Source organism: Rubripirellula obstinata (assembly GCF_001642955.1).
GTDB lineage: Bacteria > Planctomycetota > Planctomycetia > Pirellulales > Pirellulaceae > Rubripirellula > Rubripirellula obstinata.
Genome location: NZ_LWSK01000010.1, coordinates 60,196 through 75,473, shown reverse-complemented (window position 1 = coordinate 75,473; position 15,278 = coordinate 60,196). Strand labels below are relative to the sequence as shown.

11 protein-coding genes are annotated in these 15,278 nt (G+C 54.3%); 10 read left to right on the top strand and 1 reads right to left on the bottom strand.

The features are described 5' to 3' along the window. Positions 1-94 precede the first annotated feature (94 nt). The 6 genes from kdsB to RC85_RS05335 all read left to right on the top strand — a co-directional run bounded on the left by kdsB (position 95) and on the right by RC85_RS05335 (position 6,079). On the top strand, positions 95-895 hold the full coding sequence (kdsB, locus tag RC85_RS05360) for a 3-deoxy-manno-octulosonate cytidylyltransferase (protein WP_068259501.1): 801 nt from the start codon (positions 95-97) through the stop codon (positions 893-895). Positions 896-952: 57 nt separating this feature from the next. Beyond that, complete coding sequence (locus RC85_RS05355; RefSeq protein ID WP_068259498.1) at positions 953-1,756, top strand: GxxExxY protein; 804 nt, start codon at positions 953-955, stop codon at positions 1,754-1,756. Between the two features lie 95 nt (positions 1,757-1,851). Continuing rightward, a complete protein-coding gene (locus RC85_RS05350; protein ID WP_068259496.1) occupies positions 1,852-3,495 on the top strand; it encodes a CTP synthase in 1,644 nt (547 codons plus the stop codon). A gap of 131 nt (positions 3,496-3,626) precedes the next feature. Further along, positions 3,627-4,073 (top strand): DUF1844 domain-containing protein, encoded by a 447-nt coding sequence (locus tag RC85_RS05345; RefSeq protein WP_235033305.1) that lies wholly within the window; start codon positions 3,627-3,629, stop codon positions 4,071-4,073. 59 nt (positions 4,074-4,132) lie between these two features. Next, a complete protein-coding gene (locus RC85_RS05340; protein WP_068259490.1) occupies positions 4,133-5,149 on the top strand; it encodes a potassium channel protein in 1,017 nt (338 codons plus the stop codon). A gap of 69 nt (positions 5,150-5,218) precedes the next feature. Further along, complete coding sequence (locus RC85_RS05335) at positions 5,219-6,079, top strand: transglutaminase family protein (protein WP_068259487.1); 861 nt, start codon at positions 5,219-5,221, stop codon at positions 6,077-6,079. 190 nt (positions 6,080-6,269) lie between these two features. On the opposite strand, the gene RC85_RS05330 is transcribed toward RC85_RS05335, so the two are convergent. Continuing rightward, entirely contained in the window at positions 6,270-7,253 is a 984-nt protein-coding gene (locus RC85_RS05330) for an NAD-dependent epimerase/dehydratase family protein (protein WP_068259485.1), read from the bottom strand. A 336-nt stretch (positions 7,254-7,589) separates the two neighbouring features. Here RC85_RS05330 and RC85_RS05325 point away from each other — a divergent pair, with 336 nt between their 5' ends. The 4 genes from RC85_RS05325 to RC85_RS05310 are packed head-to-tail and all read left to right on the top strand — an operon-like array spanning position 7,590 to position 15,151. After that, positions 7,590-10,925 (top strand): tetratricopeptide repeat protein, encoded by a 3,336-nt coding sequence (locus tag RC85_RS05325; RefSeq protein WP_160148134.1) that lies wholly within the window; start codon positions 7,590-7,592, stop codon positions 10,923-10,925. Continuing rightward, positions 10,925-12,010 carry a MotA/TolQ/ExbB proton channel family protein gene (locus RC85_RS05320; protein ID WP_068259483.1) on the top strand — a complete coding sequence of 362 codons (1,086 nt, stop codon included), beginning with the start codon at positions 10,925-10,927 and terminating at the stop codon, positions 12,008-12,010. Before RC85_RS05325 ends, RC85_RS05320 begins: the two co-directional genes overlap by 1 nt. A gap of 2 nt (positions 12,011-12,012) precedes the next feature. Next, positions 12,013-12,435 carry an ExbD/TolR family protein gene (locus RC85_RS05315; RefSeq protein ID WP_068259480.1) on the top strand — a complete coding sequence of 141 codons (423 nt, stop codon included), beginning with the start codon at positions 12,013-12,015 and terminating at the stop codon, positions 12,433-12,435. Then, positions 12,428-15,151, top strand: coding sequence for a prenyltransferase/squalene oxidase repeat-containing protein (locus RC85_RS05310; protein WP_068259478.1), 2,724 nt, complete (start codon positions 12,428-12,430; stop codon positions 15,149-15,151). Before RC85_RS05315 ends, RC85_RS05310 begins: the two co-directional genes overlap by 8 nt. Positions 15,152-15,278 lie beyond the last annotated feature (127 nt).

The following is a 15,278-nucleotide window of genomic DNA, read 5'->3' as shown; positions in this document are numbered from 1 at the left end:
ACCGGCTGCCATATTTTCAGTTGCTGCATTCCTTCCGTTTCCTTTTCTATGAGAGGAAATGCAATGAACTGCTTAAGGCCATAGAATCGGATTTATGATTAGCAAACGAGAAGATTACTGCCAAATCGTCATTCCGGCTCGGTTAGCGTCGTCTAGGCTGCCCGAAAAGTTGCTTCGGCACGCCGGTGGGAAATCGGTTTTACAGCATACTTATGAAGCGGCTTGTAGAGCTTCCTGCACCGATGATGTGATCGTTGCCGTCGATGACGACCGCTTGGCTGAAGAAGTCCAGCGGTTTGGCGGGAAGTGGATCATGACCAGCGTCGACTGCGCCAGCGGCACCGATCGGATTGCTGAAGTCGCTGCGGCGCTGCCGGGCAAAGATGTGTTTGTCAACGTTCAAGGTGACGAGCCCGAAATTGATCCGGCCGTCATCGATAAGGTCGCCGCACGCTTGATCGAAGACACGACCGCTGACTTGGCGACCGCCGGAGTTGCGATTCGCGACTTATCGACTTTGGAAGATCCATCGAACGTCAAAATTGTCATGGCGGGCATGGACGGCAGCAGTTCAGGTCGCGCGGTCTACTTCAGCCGGTCCGTGGTTCCACATGTTCGCGGAGGCATCACCGCCGAATCGCTGGCCAGCGAGCCGCCGATTTTCTGGCACCACATCGGGCTGTATGCCTACCGGCGAAGTTTCTTGCAGTGGTTTGCCGACCAACCAGTCAGTTTACTGGAGACAACAGAAAAACTGGAACAGTTGCGCGCCGTGGAAGCCGGCAAACGCATCGTCGTCACACAAATCCAACGCGGCACGCCAGGGATTGATACGATGGAGGACCTGGAAGCATTTCGACAACGGATCGACAGCGGATCAGTGAGGATTGATTAACCACGGATGGCTTTCGCGGGACCACGGATTTTGTGGTGAGGGATAGGGGAGTGATTGATGGCACTTGTGATGGAGAAGCAATCGCATCTTTTGCGACGTTGTTTTTTTGATGTTCAAAACGAAGTTGGGATCGGGCGGGTCGAAGAGCCTTATCACCAAGCGATTTTGCAATGGGCGGCTAATACCGACATGCCAATCCACAGCAAGCCTCCCCACTGGCTGACTCTGGGCGGACAACAGGTCTATTGCATGTTTCCCGATCTGGTGGCGTGGGACGCGATTACGATTGAACTGAAGTCGGTTGCTCGGCAGTTTCATCCGAGCGAGTTTGCTCAACTGATCGACTATTTGAAATTTCGTGGCGACCGGTTGGGTTTGTTGGTAAACATGGGCTTGGGAAGAGTCTTGGTCGAAAGGGTTGCCTACTCCGCCGGCAGCCCCCAACTGCTTCAGGACTGGAGCTCTTGGAAAGGCAAGATCACCGGACGAGAACAAAGCACCGGTCGCCGACTGCGTGCAGCGTTACAGATGATTTATCGAGAGCACACCACGGGATACAGCAAACGGGTCATGGATCACTTGCTGCCCGCCGCTATCAGCGCAATGGGCCTGCGTTTTACCCAAGCTCCACTTGCAAAAAACTCTTACCAAACAACGCAACTGAACCCCTGCAAACTAGATTGCCTTGTCATCGAAAACCAAATCCTGATCACTTACACGTCTCTTTTCGACGACAACCATTTCAACGTCGACCGAGCAAGATCCTTCATGCACGCGTTGAACATCCCCTGGGGCATCGCCGTTAACTTCGGAAAAACCAAAGCCGAATTCATTGCACTTGCAAAAACCACCCCCTCCTAAATCCGATCTAATTTCCCACAAAACATCCGTGGTCCCGCGAAAGCCATCCGTGGTTACCCTTTCGCAATCGCCTTGTCTTGTTATCATTCGATTCCATGACAAAACACATCTTTGTAACCGGCGGCGTGGTTAGCTCACTTGGCAAGGGACTGACCAGCGCGTCGATGGGAATGCTGCTGGAACAGCGGGGTTTACGCGTCCGCATGCAGAAACTGGATCCGTACATCAATGTCGATCCCGGCACGATGTCGCCCTACCAACACGGTGAGGTGTACGTCCTGGACGACGGGTCGGAAACGGATCTGGACCTCGGGCACTATGAACGGTTCACCTCGGGCGAATTGACCCGCGACTGCAATTATACGACCGGACAGATTTATCTGTCCGTGATCGAAAAAGAACGCAAGGGAACTTACCTGGGCAAAACAGTCCAAGTCATTCCTCACATCACCAACGAAATCAAGTCTGCCGTCAAGCGGATGGGCGGCGACGATGTCGATGTTGTGATTACCGAAATTGGTGGCACCGTCGGCGACATCGAAAGCCTTCCCTTTCTGGAAGCGATCCGACAATTCTCGCTCGACGTTGGCCGCGAAAACGTGCTGTACATGCACCTGACGTTGGTGCCGTACCTAAAAGCTGCCGACGAACTGAAAACCAAACCGACTCAGCACAGCGTCGGGGAACTTCGCAAAATCGGTATCCAGCCCGACATCTTGGTCTGTCGCTGCGAACATTCAATCAGCCGAGAAGACCGAGAAAAAATCGCATCGTTCTGCAACGTTCCGGTCGATGCCGTCATCGAGGAAAAAGACAAAGACTTTTCGATTTACGAAGTACCGATCTCTCTGGTGGATAACAAACTCGATGATTTGGTGGTCCAGCGACTTGGACTAAGTAACGCCAAGAGTCTGGACATCACGCCATGGACAGAACTACTGCATCGACTGCGCAATCCCAAGCATGAGATTTCGATCGCGGTCGTCGGCAAGTACGCCGAACACAAGGACGCTTACAAGTCGATTTACGAAGCGATCGATCATGCGGGGATGGGGCATCAGGCCCAGGTGCGAATTGGCCGCATTCAAAGTGCCGATATCGAACGCGAAGGTGCGGAACGTCTGCTGAGTGGTTATCACGGCATCCTGGTACCGGGTGGTTTTGGCGAACGCGGGATCGAAGGCAAAGTGCAGGCGATCAAGTTTGCTCGCGAGCGTGGCATTCCGTTCTTTGGCATCTGTTTGGGAATGCAGTGTGCCGTAATCGAATACGGCCGCCATGTGATTGGCCTGGACGGAGCCCACAGTAGCGAGTTCGATAAAGATTCGCCGCATCCGGTGATCTGCTTGCTAGACGAACAGCAAAACGTAACGCAAATGGGCGGCACGATGCGGTTGGGAACTCAGCCCACCAAACTGGATCGACACAGTTTGTCGGGCAAGGCGTACGGTTGCGAAGACGTCGATGAACGTCACCGCCACCGTTACGAATTCAACAACCAATTCCGCGGCCAATACGAAGCCAACGGAATGCGTTTCGCGGGCACCAGCCCCGATGGCGGTCTGGTTGAAATTGTTGAAGTGCCCGAGCATCCTTGGTTTGTCGCGGTCCAGTATCACCCTGAATTTAAGAGCAAGCCTTTGAAGGCACATCCGCTGTTTTCAGGTTTTGTCGAAGCCGCGATCACGCGTCAAAAACTACGCAAGGCCAGCGACCAACCAGCCGTTTCCCAGGGCTAAGTATTAAGCAGGGCTAAGCATTAAACAGGGTTAAGCATTAAAATGTGGCATCGGCTTCCAGCATGTGTTGGTTGCAAACACGGGTTGGAAGTCTATGCCACGAACACCAGATTCCAAGAAAGAGTGAACTGATGAGCGAAGAACAAGAACCAAAGATCGTTGTCGATTCCGACTGGAAAGAACAAGTCGAAAAAGAGCGAGCAGCCGCGGCAGGAAACACGTCGCCCGACGAAGCGGTATCTGCGCCGGAAACCTCTGCAGCGGAAACATCTGCAGCGGCACCGGCCGAAGATGATGCCGATCCGCAGGTCGCCGTGGGCCGTGAATATCCGGCACCTCCACCGGCTTCCTTTGAAGTCTTGATTTCGATGATGTTCACTCAAGCGATGTCGATGCTTGGTCACATGCCGGACCCGAACACCGGCGAAACGACCGTCAACAAACCTTACGCCAAACACTCGATCGACACGCTGGAAATGCTTGGCGAAAAAACCAAGGGCAACCTGACCGACGATGAAAAGCAGATGCTATCCGAAGCCATGCATGCGCTGCGAATGGCTTACGTCGGTGCAAAGTAGCGAAATTAAATTCTTGATCTACGCCTGGTGATCCAACCGTTTCGGCCGTGAGAAGTAGGATGAACCGACTTCACCGAAACGACGTTCGCTATTGGATCGCGGCCAGAGCGGCTCCCGTGATGTTCACGGTTGCGTTGGTATTCTTGATCTGCCAGGCGGTCTTGGTCGTCATCTGGGTTGACGTTCCCAACCTCAGCGAAAATGCACTCGTTGCGATCGACCCGGCCAGCCCGGAAGCCGATCAGGTTCGGCGTTTGATTAAGAAAGACGTCATCGACCAACGCATCGCTCGCGTTACTTCCATGGTGATGCTGGTTGTCTGGGTGATCGTCATATTCGAGGCGGTCTGTCATTGGACAACACGTCCCTGGAATGCATCAATGCGAAGATTCCATGGATTCAGCCTGCTGTTTTGCGTCTGCCCATCGCTACGCATGTGTGCTCGCAGCCCCGAAATGAATCATCGACTGTGGTTGCCTGGTTTAGGTTGGCGACAACCCAATCGTCGTCTTCGCAAACGACTGCAGAAACGATTCAGCCTGCCCATGATTGTGATCGCACTGTTGATCATGCCGGTTCTGATCATCGAATTTTTCATGAAAGCACAGGTGGCTCAGTACACCTGGTTGAGACTGGTTCTGCACATCGGAACAGGCGTCATCTGGTTTGCTTTTGCGTTTGAATTCATCTTGATGGTTTCTGTCGCAGACAAAAAACTTGCCTATTGCAAGAAACACTGGATCGATCTTGCGATCATCGCGCTGCCGATTTTTTCGTTTTTAAGATCATTTCAGTGGTTACGTGCAACTCGAGCGTCGAGGCTGCTAAAGCTGAAACACGTCACCCAATTAGCCAGGGTCTATCGACTGCGAGGCACGGCGGTAAAAGCGTTTCGTGCTTTAATCTTCTTAGATTTGTTTCAACGCTTGGCATACAAAAACCCAGAACGCGCGATTGAAAAACTCTCGCGGCGTCTCGCCGAAGTTGAAACTGAGGCGAAAGTAATCCGCCGAAAAATCACCCGGCTTCAGCGACGTCGTGATGAACAAAACTCGGATCAAAACGATTTCGATTAATGCTAGTTTGTCATCTGTTTCGTACAGCCTCCCTCCAATTCACCCATTCGCTTTCCTACAATCAAGTTCATGACCAACACCAAAACCTTACGCATCATTCATCTGACTCAGTACAACTATTTCCAGCCGGTCAGCTTTGGAACCCACTACGCGATGATGCGTCCTCGCGAGGGGCATAACGTACGGATCGTTAAATCAAACGTTGAACTGGAACCCAGTGCATCGGTTCGATGGCGGGATGATATCGAAAACAATTCGGTCGCGATCATTGACTTTGAACAGCCCGCGACGCGTTTGCGATTGCTGACGGAAATCGATGTCGAATTGAACGATGACATTCCATTTGAATGCTTGATCGATCCGTCGGCCAAGCACTACCCGTTTCAGTATTCGCCGGAGGAACAAGTTTCATTGGTCCCCTACCGGATCCCCAGCTATCCATATGAAGGACCGGAACTGCATCGTTGGCTGTCTGACTTGTACCAACCAGGTCAGTCGGTGGAAACGTTTGATCTGTTGAACCGTTTGAACACCCACATCTTCGACTCGTTAAAGTACACGATGCGATTTGACCATGGCGTTCAATTGCCGCACGAAACGATTTCACTGGGCAGCGGTTCGTGCCGCGACTACGCGGTCTTGATGATGGAAGCGGCCAGGTTCTGGGGCTTCGGAGCCAGGTTTGTCACGGGCTACATCCAAATGAGCGAAGGTCAGCATGGGGCGACGCACGCCTGGACCGAAATCTACGTCCCCGGAGCAGGTTGGCACGGATTCGATCCGACCAACAACAAACGCGTCGGAGCGGAACACATCGCCGTCGGTGTATCACGGGAACAAGAACAAGCGGCTCCGTTGAAGGGTTCCTGGTCGGGGCCATCGAACGCTTTCAAAGGCATGGAGGTGAGCGTTCAAGTCGTCGAGGTTTAGGCAATCGCCAAATCGACTACCAATCTGTCTTGGTGGTCCGCCGGTTTTCGGGCAAAACGATGAAGGGGAAAAACGATAGTGCGCGGTCAGCATAATGAGCTTCAACCAGCAGGCTGCGCACCATCGTTTTGCCCCCTCATCGTTTTGCCCAACTCTTCGTTACCAGCCCGCTCCGTTTTAGCCCACTCCGTTACTTTTTCGCATACTCAGCGACCGAGTCAATGATCGCGGGTAGATCTTTTGTCGCTTTGTATCCGATTGCTTCGCGGATCCGGGACAAATCTGGGACGCGGCGGCGGATGTCCTCGAACGAATCGTCGTAGGCGTCGCGGTAACTTTGAAACTTGATCTCGGCGTCTGGGTTGACACGATCAACGACCAACTTTGCGAGCTCTAAAATCGACACAGGCGTGTCGCTGCCAATGTTGTAGACACGGCCCGCTGCGTCAGGCGTTTCCATTAGTTTGACGACGGCACCGATGACGTCATCCACGTGAGCGAAACATCTGACTTGTTCACCGTCGTCGTGAACGGTTAGCGGACCACCAGCGATCGCGGATTCAACGAACCGGGGCAGCACCATGCCGTAGGCACCGGTTTGGCGAGGCCCGACGACGTTGAAAAAGCGGCCAACCACCACCGGCACTCCGTGTTCTTTGTAGAACGCTAGACCAAGAAATTCATCGATTGCTTTGGACACGCCATAACTCCAACGCGGCTTCGTTGTCGCACCAAAGACCAAGTCGTCTTCTTCGCACCAAACGTCTTTGGGATTCTTACCGTAGACTTCACTGGTGCTGGCCAGAAAGCACGGCACCTTTTCGCCACGATCGGCTCGCTTGCCAAGTCGATTCAATATCAACTGCGTCGGATAGATGTTTCGCTCGATCGTTTGAATGGGCTGTTTGGCGATCAAGGCCACCCCCACGGCAGCGGCTAAATGGTAAACGCGGTCCGCACGATCGACGACATCGGCGACCAAAGTTTCGTCTTCGACCGTGCCCTCGATGTATTCCAGCCCCGGATGATCAATGATCGAGGCCAAATTTTTTGCCTGACCGGTAGAAAGGTCATCGACGACGATAACTTTCAATCCTTGTTCTAGCAGCGAATGGGCGAGGTGCGAGCCGATGAACCCGGCACCGCCGGTGATGAGGCAGGTGGTTGAAGACACGTGGGTCAAAGCAATCGAAAGAGGAGAAGAAGGTCAAAGCCAAAGTTTGAAGCAGTTTAGTGCAGTTTCATGCGATAATCGACGACTAAATCAGCCATCGGGTGGTCGAGCACTCAAACCGATGAAACGGTGTTGCGAAGCCAATACTTCGTTTGGGTACGGAAAAATGATCAGTCGGGTTCGCCCGATCGGGCAGGGTAGGGGGGAAGTACGGCGAACTATCGATTCTTTGCCACCACCGTTAAACTTATGCCGGGCATGCCTCAACGGAAAACGGCTGCCACGGAGCCTACTTTTGGCAAGCTCTTCCACAGATTTATTCCCAGGACAGTTTTGGTGTTTGGCAAACTTTGCTCATTTAATCAGCATTCTCTTCGCGTGCTCGGTTTGTCGATTGTTGTCGCGATCGCTGCGACAGCACCGACTGGTATCGTTGCGCAGGACACCGCCAAGCTTGACCAACTCAGTGAAGAAGCAAGCGAAGCATCGATGGCGGCATACGCGGACGCCGCGAACTTCCAAACCGGCGGAGCAATCGAACTGGCCGTCAAAGGGTGGAACGATTTCCTGGATCAGTATCCCGATCATCCGATGGCATCCAAAGCAGCCCACTATCTGGGCGTCTGCTACATGCAACAGGAAGCCCCCGATTACGACAAGGCCGCCGAGGCATTTGCGAAGGCGCTGAAGGACAAGACCTACGACCTGCGCGAGGAAAGTCTCGCCAACCAAGGCTGGTGTCTGTACGCGTCCGGAAGCGACGGCAATGTTGATTCCGAAAAGCTGGAACAGGTGATCCAAGTCTACGCGTCACTCCGCAAAGAAAGCCCCAAGAGTCGGTTTCTGGACCGGTCTTATTTTTACAGCGGCGAAGCAGCCTACAAACTTGGCGATCCAAAGCGAGCCGTCAAGTTTTACGACGACATGCTCTCGCTGGCGAATTCAAAAGAGTCATCGCTGCGTTGTGATGCGTTGTACGCGCGTGGAGTGGCGTTGGAAGAAATTGATCAATTTGACCAAGCCTTTGCGTCTTATCAGCAGTTAATGGACGCGTGTGCTGACAACTCACTCGCCATCGACGTTCGCTTGCGACTCGGCGACATTTACATTCTGCGTAAAGAGTTCGACAAGGCTGTCGAGTCATTCCAAAATGCGATCGACGAAACGGAAGCATCCGCAACCGAAGACGCTGCATCGGACGAAAACATCGCCTACGCGATTTTCCGCCAAGCCTACGCCCTCGTCCAAGACAACAAACCAGCCTTAGCAGCGGAGAAGTACGCCAAGCTGGCTGCCGACTATCCCGATTCACCCTACGCAGCATCGGCGACACTGGCGTCGGCACAAAGTCTTTACCGTAGCGGTGACATTGACAAAGCAGCCGAAATTTTCCGAGTGGTCCTGGGACAAAAGAACGTTGCCGCCGCCACTGAATCAGCACACTGGCTGGCGCGAATCGCGATTGGAAAAGGCGATCTAAAAGCGGCAGTGGAAATCGCAACGGAGAGGATTGACGAAGGAGTCGAAGGGGAATTCGTCACGGACTTGAAGCTTGATCTGGCCGAAGCGTTGTCGATGGATCCGGCCACTGTCGATCAGTCGATGGAACAATTCGAGAATGCCTACCGCGAATCGCCCGACGATGACTTGGCCGCACGAGCACTCTATAACGCCGCGTTTTCGGGACTCCAAGTTGGCAAAACAAAACGCTCGCTCGAACTCGCCAACGAATTCCTTGCCAAGTTCCCGAACGATGTCCTGGTCAGCGACGTGAAATTTGTTGCCGCTGAATCGCTGCTTGCTACGGGCGATGCGGAAAAGGCGGCGAGCGTTTATCAGGAATTGTTGAGCGATTCCAAACCATCCAACCCCGGACGGCCAGTCTGGGTGTTGCGAGCCGCCGCGGCGATGACGGCAAGCCGTGACTTTGACGCTGCGGTTGAACTGATCGATCGTGAACTGCCCAGCCTGACCGAGCCGAATCAAAAAGCCGAAGCGAATTTGTTGGCCGGACAGACTCACATGATGAACAGTAACCCTGAAAAGGCGGTTACTGCTTTCGTCGCCGCTCACAATGCAAACCCTGGCGGGCCGCGAGCGGGCGAAGCGAAACTGTTGCAGGGCCAAGCCTTGGTTGCGTCGGGCGATCAAGATCAGGCTGAAAAAATTTGGAAGGCGATCATCGCTCAATCGCCAAAGTCGCGAATGGCTGACCAAGCAAGATTCAAGCTCGCCGAACTCGCCTCCGCGGGCGGCGACCACGATCAAGCCATCACGCTTCACCAGCAAATCCTCAGCTCGGACCAAGACCCTGGACTGCATCCCTATGCACAGTACGGCATCGGGTTTGCGCAGATCCAAAAGGGCCAGTACGCGGATGCTGCAAAGTCGCTCGATCGAATGATGGATCAATTTTCAAATCATCCGCTTGCCCGCGATAGCGAATTGTCGCGAGGCATCGCGCGACGCAATTTGAAGCAGTACGACGAAGCTCGAGAAGACTTGAATGCCTACCTGGACCGCAAGCCAACAGGCGTGAACCTCGGCCATGCTCTGTATGAATTGGCTTTGATCGATAGCGAGCAATCTGAAGCCCAAGACGCGGCGACCAAGTTGCAAAGAATCGTTCGCGAAGTCCCAGACTATCCAGCGATGGACAAAGTCATTTACGAACTCGGTTGGGCAATGCAGGACAGCGGCAAGCAAGAGGAAGCGATGAAACAATTTGAATCGCTGGCCACCAAGTATCCCGAGACGACTTTGGCTAGCGAAGCTGCCTACTTTGTCGGCCAACAACATTACCGCAGCAAGGATTGGGGCAAGGCGGCTGAGCAGTTCGCTATTTCAGCCAACAAAACGACCGATCCGGATGTCAAAGAGAAGTCGCTTTACCGGCTCGGCTGGGCGCACTTTAAGAATGGCGATTTTGAACAGGCCGAAAAAGCTTTCAGCGAACAGGCACAACTTTTCCCCGAAAGCGGGTTGGCGTTTGATGCGTCGATGATGGTTGCCGAAAGTCGTTTTAAGCGTGGCGACTATGCAAAATCACTCGAAGCCTACGCAAAGTGTCGCCAAGTCATTCAATCCAACAATGACACCGCCAAATCAGTGCGAAATGCGGCCGAACGCCAAGCACGCGAATTGGTAATGCTGCATGGCGGCCAGAGTGCAGCTCAATTGAGCCAGTGGGACCAAGCTTTGTCCTGGTACGACGAACTAAGGCAACGCTTTCCAGCATCGGATTATCTGCCCCAAGTTTTCTACGAAACAGGCTTCGCCTATCAACAGAAAAACGACCGAGAGAAAGCACTAAAGTTCTTTGGCGAAGTTGCCAACAACTATCGAACATCCTTGGCCGCTCGCGCTCGATTCATGATGGGCGAGATTCATTTTGCCGAACGTGCGTTCGACAAAGCGATCCTGGAATTTCAACGAGTGATGTTTGGCTTTGGTGCTGACAAGGCCCCTGCATCAGTCAAGAACTGGCAGGCCAAAAGCGGGTTTGAAGCGGGACGATGCAGCGAGTTGTTGATGCAGTCAGCCAAGACTGAAGCAAGTCGCAAGAAGGCCGCTAAAATTAGCCGCGACTTTTATGCCTACGTTATTGAAAAACATGCCGACCACGAACTCGCCGTGCAAGCTAAAACTCGCATGGAGGCGTTGAAACCGTAATGAAAAACTTCACCACGAATGAGTCACCGTTGGAAAAGAAAATGATCTCGCAACCACGCAAGTTTGCCGGTGGTATCCTTTCCATGCTCAGGCCGATTGCTTGGCAAAGGCGACGCAGCAACCAGTTTTCATTCTCTGCTCTGGCGATAGCAATTGTTTTGGGAATATCAGCCGTTAGCACCGTAGCGGCCCAGGAAGCTGGCGACAACGCGAATCCTGAAGTCGTCGACGTGGATGAGATTCAATCCATCATGACGGACGAGCCGGCGATGGAACCGCAGGCACCGCAGCCGTCGGGGATTGATCTGTTGACGTTGATCACTCGCGGCGGCGCGTTCATGATTCCCATTGGCATTATGAGTCTGTTGGTGGTTGCACTTGCCGTCGAGCGATCGCTAAGCCTCCGGCGAAGCAAGCTGCTTCCGGAACCGTTGGTAGACGACCTAACCGCATTGACCCAGCCCATTGACCGGTTCAATCCTTCGGTCGCGATGCGAAGTTGCCAGGAATCACCGTCGCCGCTTTCGCGGGTCGTCGTTGCCATGCTGGAACGGACCGGTCAACCGCTCGCCGATATCGAACGCGCCGCAACGGATGCCCTGGAACGCGAAGCCGACACCCAAGCCGCGCCGATTCGTTGGTTGACTCTTGCCGCTGCGGCAACACCGCTGATGGGATTGTTGGGAACGGTTTGGGGAATGATTGTTGCGTTCCATGAATCGACAACTTTGACCGCTGACCGCAGTCGCAGCGAACAACTTTCCGAAGGCATTTATACGGCGCTGGTGACAACGCTTGCGGGATTGGTGGTTGCCATTCCTGCGGCGATTTTGGCGTTGTACCTTGAAAACCGATTGGCAAAATTGTTTCATCAGATGGAGGAATTTGCATTCCGAATTTCACCGGGTCTGGTTCGTTTTGCAGGGCGAAATCGGATGGATGCCAGTGGCAAACTTCAGCCCATCGACGCAGGCAGCTCCGTACCGCCGCCGGCTGCGGTTCCTCCCGTGGGTTCAGTCCCGCCACCGCCGCCTGAAACGGTGAATTCAGGTGGCCCGAATGACGGCGGAGCGAGGGCAAATTAGAAATGGCTATCAAAATAAAGCGGTCCTCCGTCGCCAGCACCCTCAGCCTCACTCCGCTGATTGACGTAGTTTTCTTGTTGCTGATTTTTTTCTTGGTGACCAGCGAATTTGAAGATGAAGAGCGGCGTTTGGACATTGTCTTGCCAACGGCCACCAGTGCGATGCCGATGACCAGCAAGCCACGCGAAATCGTGGTGGACATTGATGCCAGCGGAAACATCTACGTTGGTGGAAAGCTAAAAGCGCTGACCGAATTACAATCGGTGCTAGAATTGGCGGTCGCTGAAAACCCAACCAGTCAAACCGTCGTGATTCGCTCGGATCATCGCACTAGTTTTCAGCCGGTCGTTAGCGTGATGGATGTTTGCAATCGAACGGGTGTCAGCGATTACAGCGTGACGACACAGGAAGGCCCCAATGGCTAGCGTGACTCAAACGAATGACCACGATCCAAATTCGGATCGAATGTGGCCGCTGGATGTCTGCATCGCCGGACTTGCCGGGCTGGTGATGTACCTGATCGCGACGCGGTTAAGCTTCAGCGATTCTCGCCCCACGCACAACGCATGGACCTACGTGATCTCGGTTCCGTTGATCGCGATTGCCATGGACATTGTCCTGCGCCGGATCGCATCGCACTACGTTCAGAAATCAATCCAAATTGGATTTCTGTTTAGCGTGTCTCTGCACTTGTTGCTGCTGATGTTGGCGACAGGCGTTTTAATCTTTAGCCGATACAATCCGCAAAGCGTGATGGGAGTCAAACCCGAGCGTTCACCGGTCAGTCGGACGGTTCCAGAATATCTGTTCAAGACAACTGAAAACCGCGATGCACAACCTGATTGGTCGAAACCCGCTGATGCGGAAACCGCTTCGCCGGTCGCACCGCGGGAACAACGCAAGCTACCGCCGGTCGAGCATTCCGCCGCTCAATTAGAAATGCCGCGGCCACCGACGCCGATCCGTCGTTTGGACAAACAACATTTGCTTCGCCGCGAAACAGCATCGGAATCTAAACCGCAGCCATCAAATTCACCGGCCAAACTTGCGAGAAGCCAAAACGCTGCTGACCAACCTGTCCCCAGACCGTCGTCAAAACCAATCGCCCCCAGCACGGCGGTCCGAGCCGATGTCATGCAAGAGGCGGCCGAACGAAGTTCTGATGACACCCCGCGACGACGATCGACCTCTGCGATGACTGCGTCGATGACGAGTCCATCGATGCCTGAGCCAGCAATGGCCGAGTCAAAGATTCAACCGCTGGCGGGACTTCGCCAAAACGATGCATCGCCTCCGCGGATCGGCGACATGGGACTGAGTCGCCCACAACGACGTGCGACCGCAAAACCAAGCGGCGCTGAGCCTGCCGGTGCCGCGCCCGCGCCGCGAAGTGTTCCAGTCGCTCGTCAATCCATCGCAGCGGATCGAATGATCGCGCCGATTGAATCAACTTTGCTGAAGCGAGGAAAAACAACCGGAGCTCAATTGACGCCTGGCACGTCGGCGGTTGTTTCTAGCAACCCAAAAATCGAAGGCGAAACATCGGCTATCTCTGCAACGCGAAATCAGTTAGCCGCGTCCGCCGGTTTGCCAAACGTCGATGCTGGCCAAGCGTTCCGCCGACCTGGACGGTCCAAGACTGCTGACTTTGGCGTTGGCAGCGACCCGGCCGGAATGCCCAACACCAAAGCGGTTGCTGAATCGGTCAGTCGCCCGGATGCAAATTCAACGGACGCTACCGCTGAATCGATTCCAGCCGAAATGTCCGCGTCTGTCAAAGCAACCGAGATCGCTCGACGACAGAACGCGGACGCCGCCGCAGTCGATCGCACGACGCCTAATCAGAGTCCATCGCTTGATCTGATGGCCGCCACAGGACCGATCGGGTTCGCCGACGCGATCGGAAAAACCGCGGGCGTTGTTCCATCGGATCAACAGCCCAAGATTGCTTCGCTTGATCTGACGACCGGAACCCGCCAGCGACGCGACGTTGGTGGGCCGGCGACACCGTTCGGTACGAAGGTCGCGTCGGTGGAATCGTTCAACCGCCGGATCATGCGAACCGAAGGTGGTCGTGCGCCGACGCCGTCAGGCATGGTGGGACCGGCAACCGAAGAGGCGATCGAACGCGGCTTGGCGTATTTGGACAGCATTCAAAATGAAGATGGCAGTTGGTCGCTGCAAGGACATGGCGGCAAGGTGATCCTGCGCAGCGATACTGCCGCCACCGGTCTATGCTTGCTGGCGTATCAAGGAGCGGGATACACGCATCGCCAACATCAATACGCCGATACGGTCAGCCGCGGATTGAAGTTTTTGATCGACAATCAGAAAACCAATGGCGACCTTTATCGCAAAGAGAATGCAACCAGCGATCGGAACGTCGCGTTCTATTCACACGGCATCGCGGCGCTGGCGATGTCGGAAGCCTACGGAATGACTCAGGATCCTGACCTGAAAAAGCCAGCGCAATTGGCACTCAACTACATCGCCGCAACACAGCATCGCACCCGAGGCGGATGGCGATACACGCCACAGGTCAGCGCCGACACCAGCGTGACCGGTTGGATGATGATGGCGCTGAAAAGCGGACAGCTATCCGGTTTGAACGCTCCTGAAAAAACTTACAAAGGAATCGATCGTTGGCTTAGCGTCGCGCAATCACCCGATCGCCGCGACCGATACCGATACGATCCTTACGCCCCCAACACCCCAACCCAGCGTCACGGATCCAAGCCGACACCCACGATGACATCGGTTGGCATGTTGATGCGAATGTATTCGGGTTGGCGTCGCGACACGCCCGCGATGCAATCCGCTGCGGATTACTTATTGGAATATCCGCCGCAAATGGGCACGCCTCAATCGCCCCAACGCGACGCTTATTACTGGTACTACGCAACCCAAGTGATGTTCCACATGGGCGGTGATTACTGGAAGGATTGGAACCGCAACCTGAATCCCGTGTTGCTAGAAAGCCAACTCGAAGACGGTCCCTATGCAGGAAGCTGGGATCCGATGTTGCCAGTTCGCGATCGCTGGAGTGTGCATGCGGGACGTCTATACGTGACGACCATGAACCTGCTGAACCTAGAAGTCTACTACCGCCACCTGCCGATCTACGAAGACACGGCAGAGTAGTGCGGCAACGTTCGATAGCGGCATTGATTTAGGAACGTGCGACTTTTATAGTCGCCTTTCGCTCCGCGAAAGCAGCGGATTCGCTACTTTCGCTCCGCGAAAGGCGACACTAATTTCCCGCTCGTTC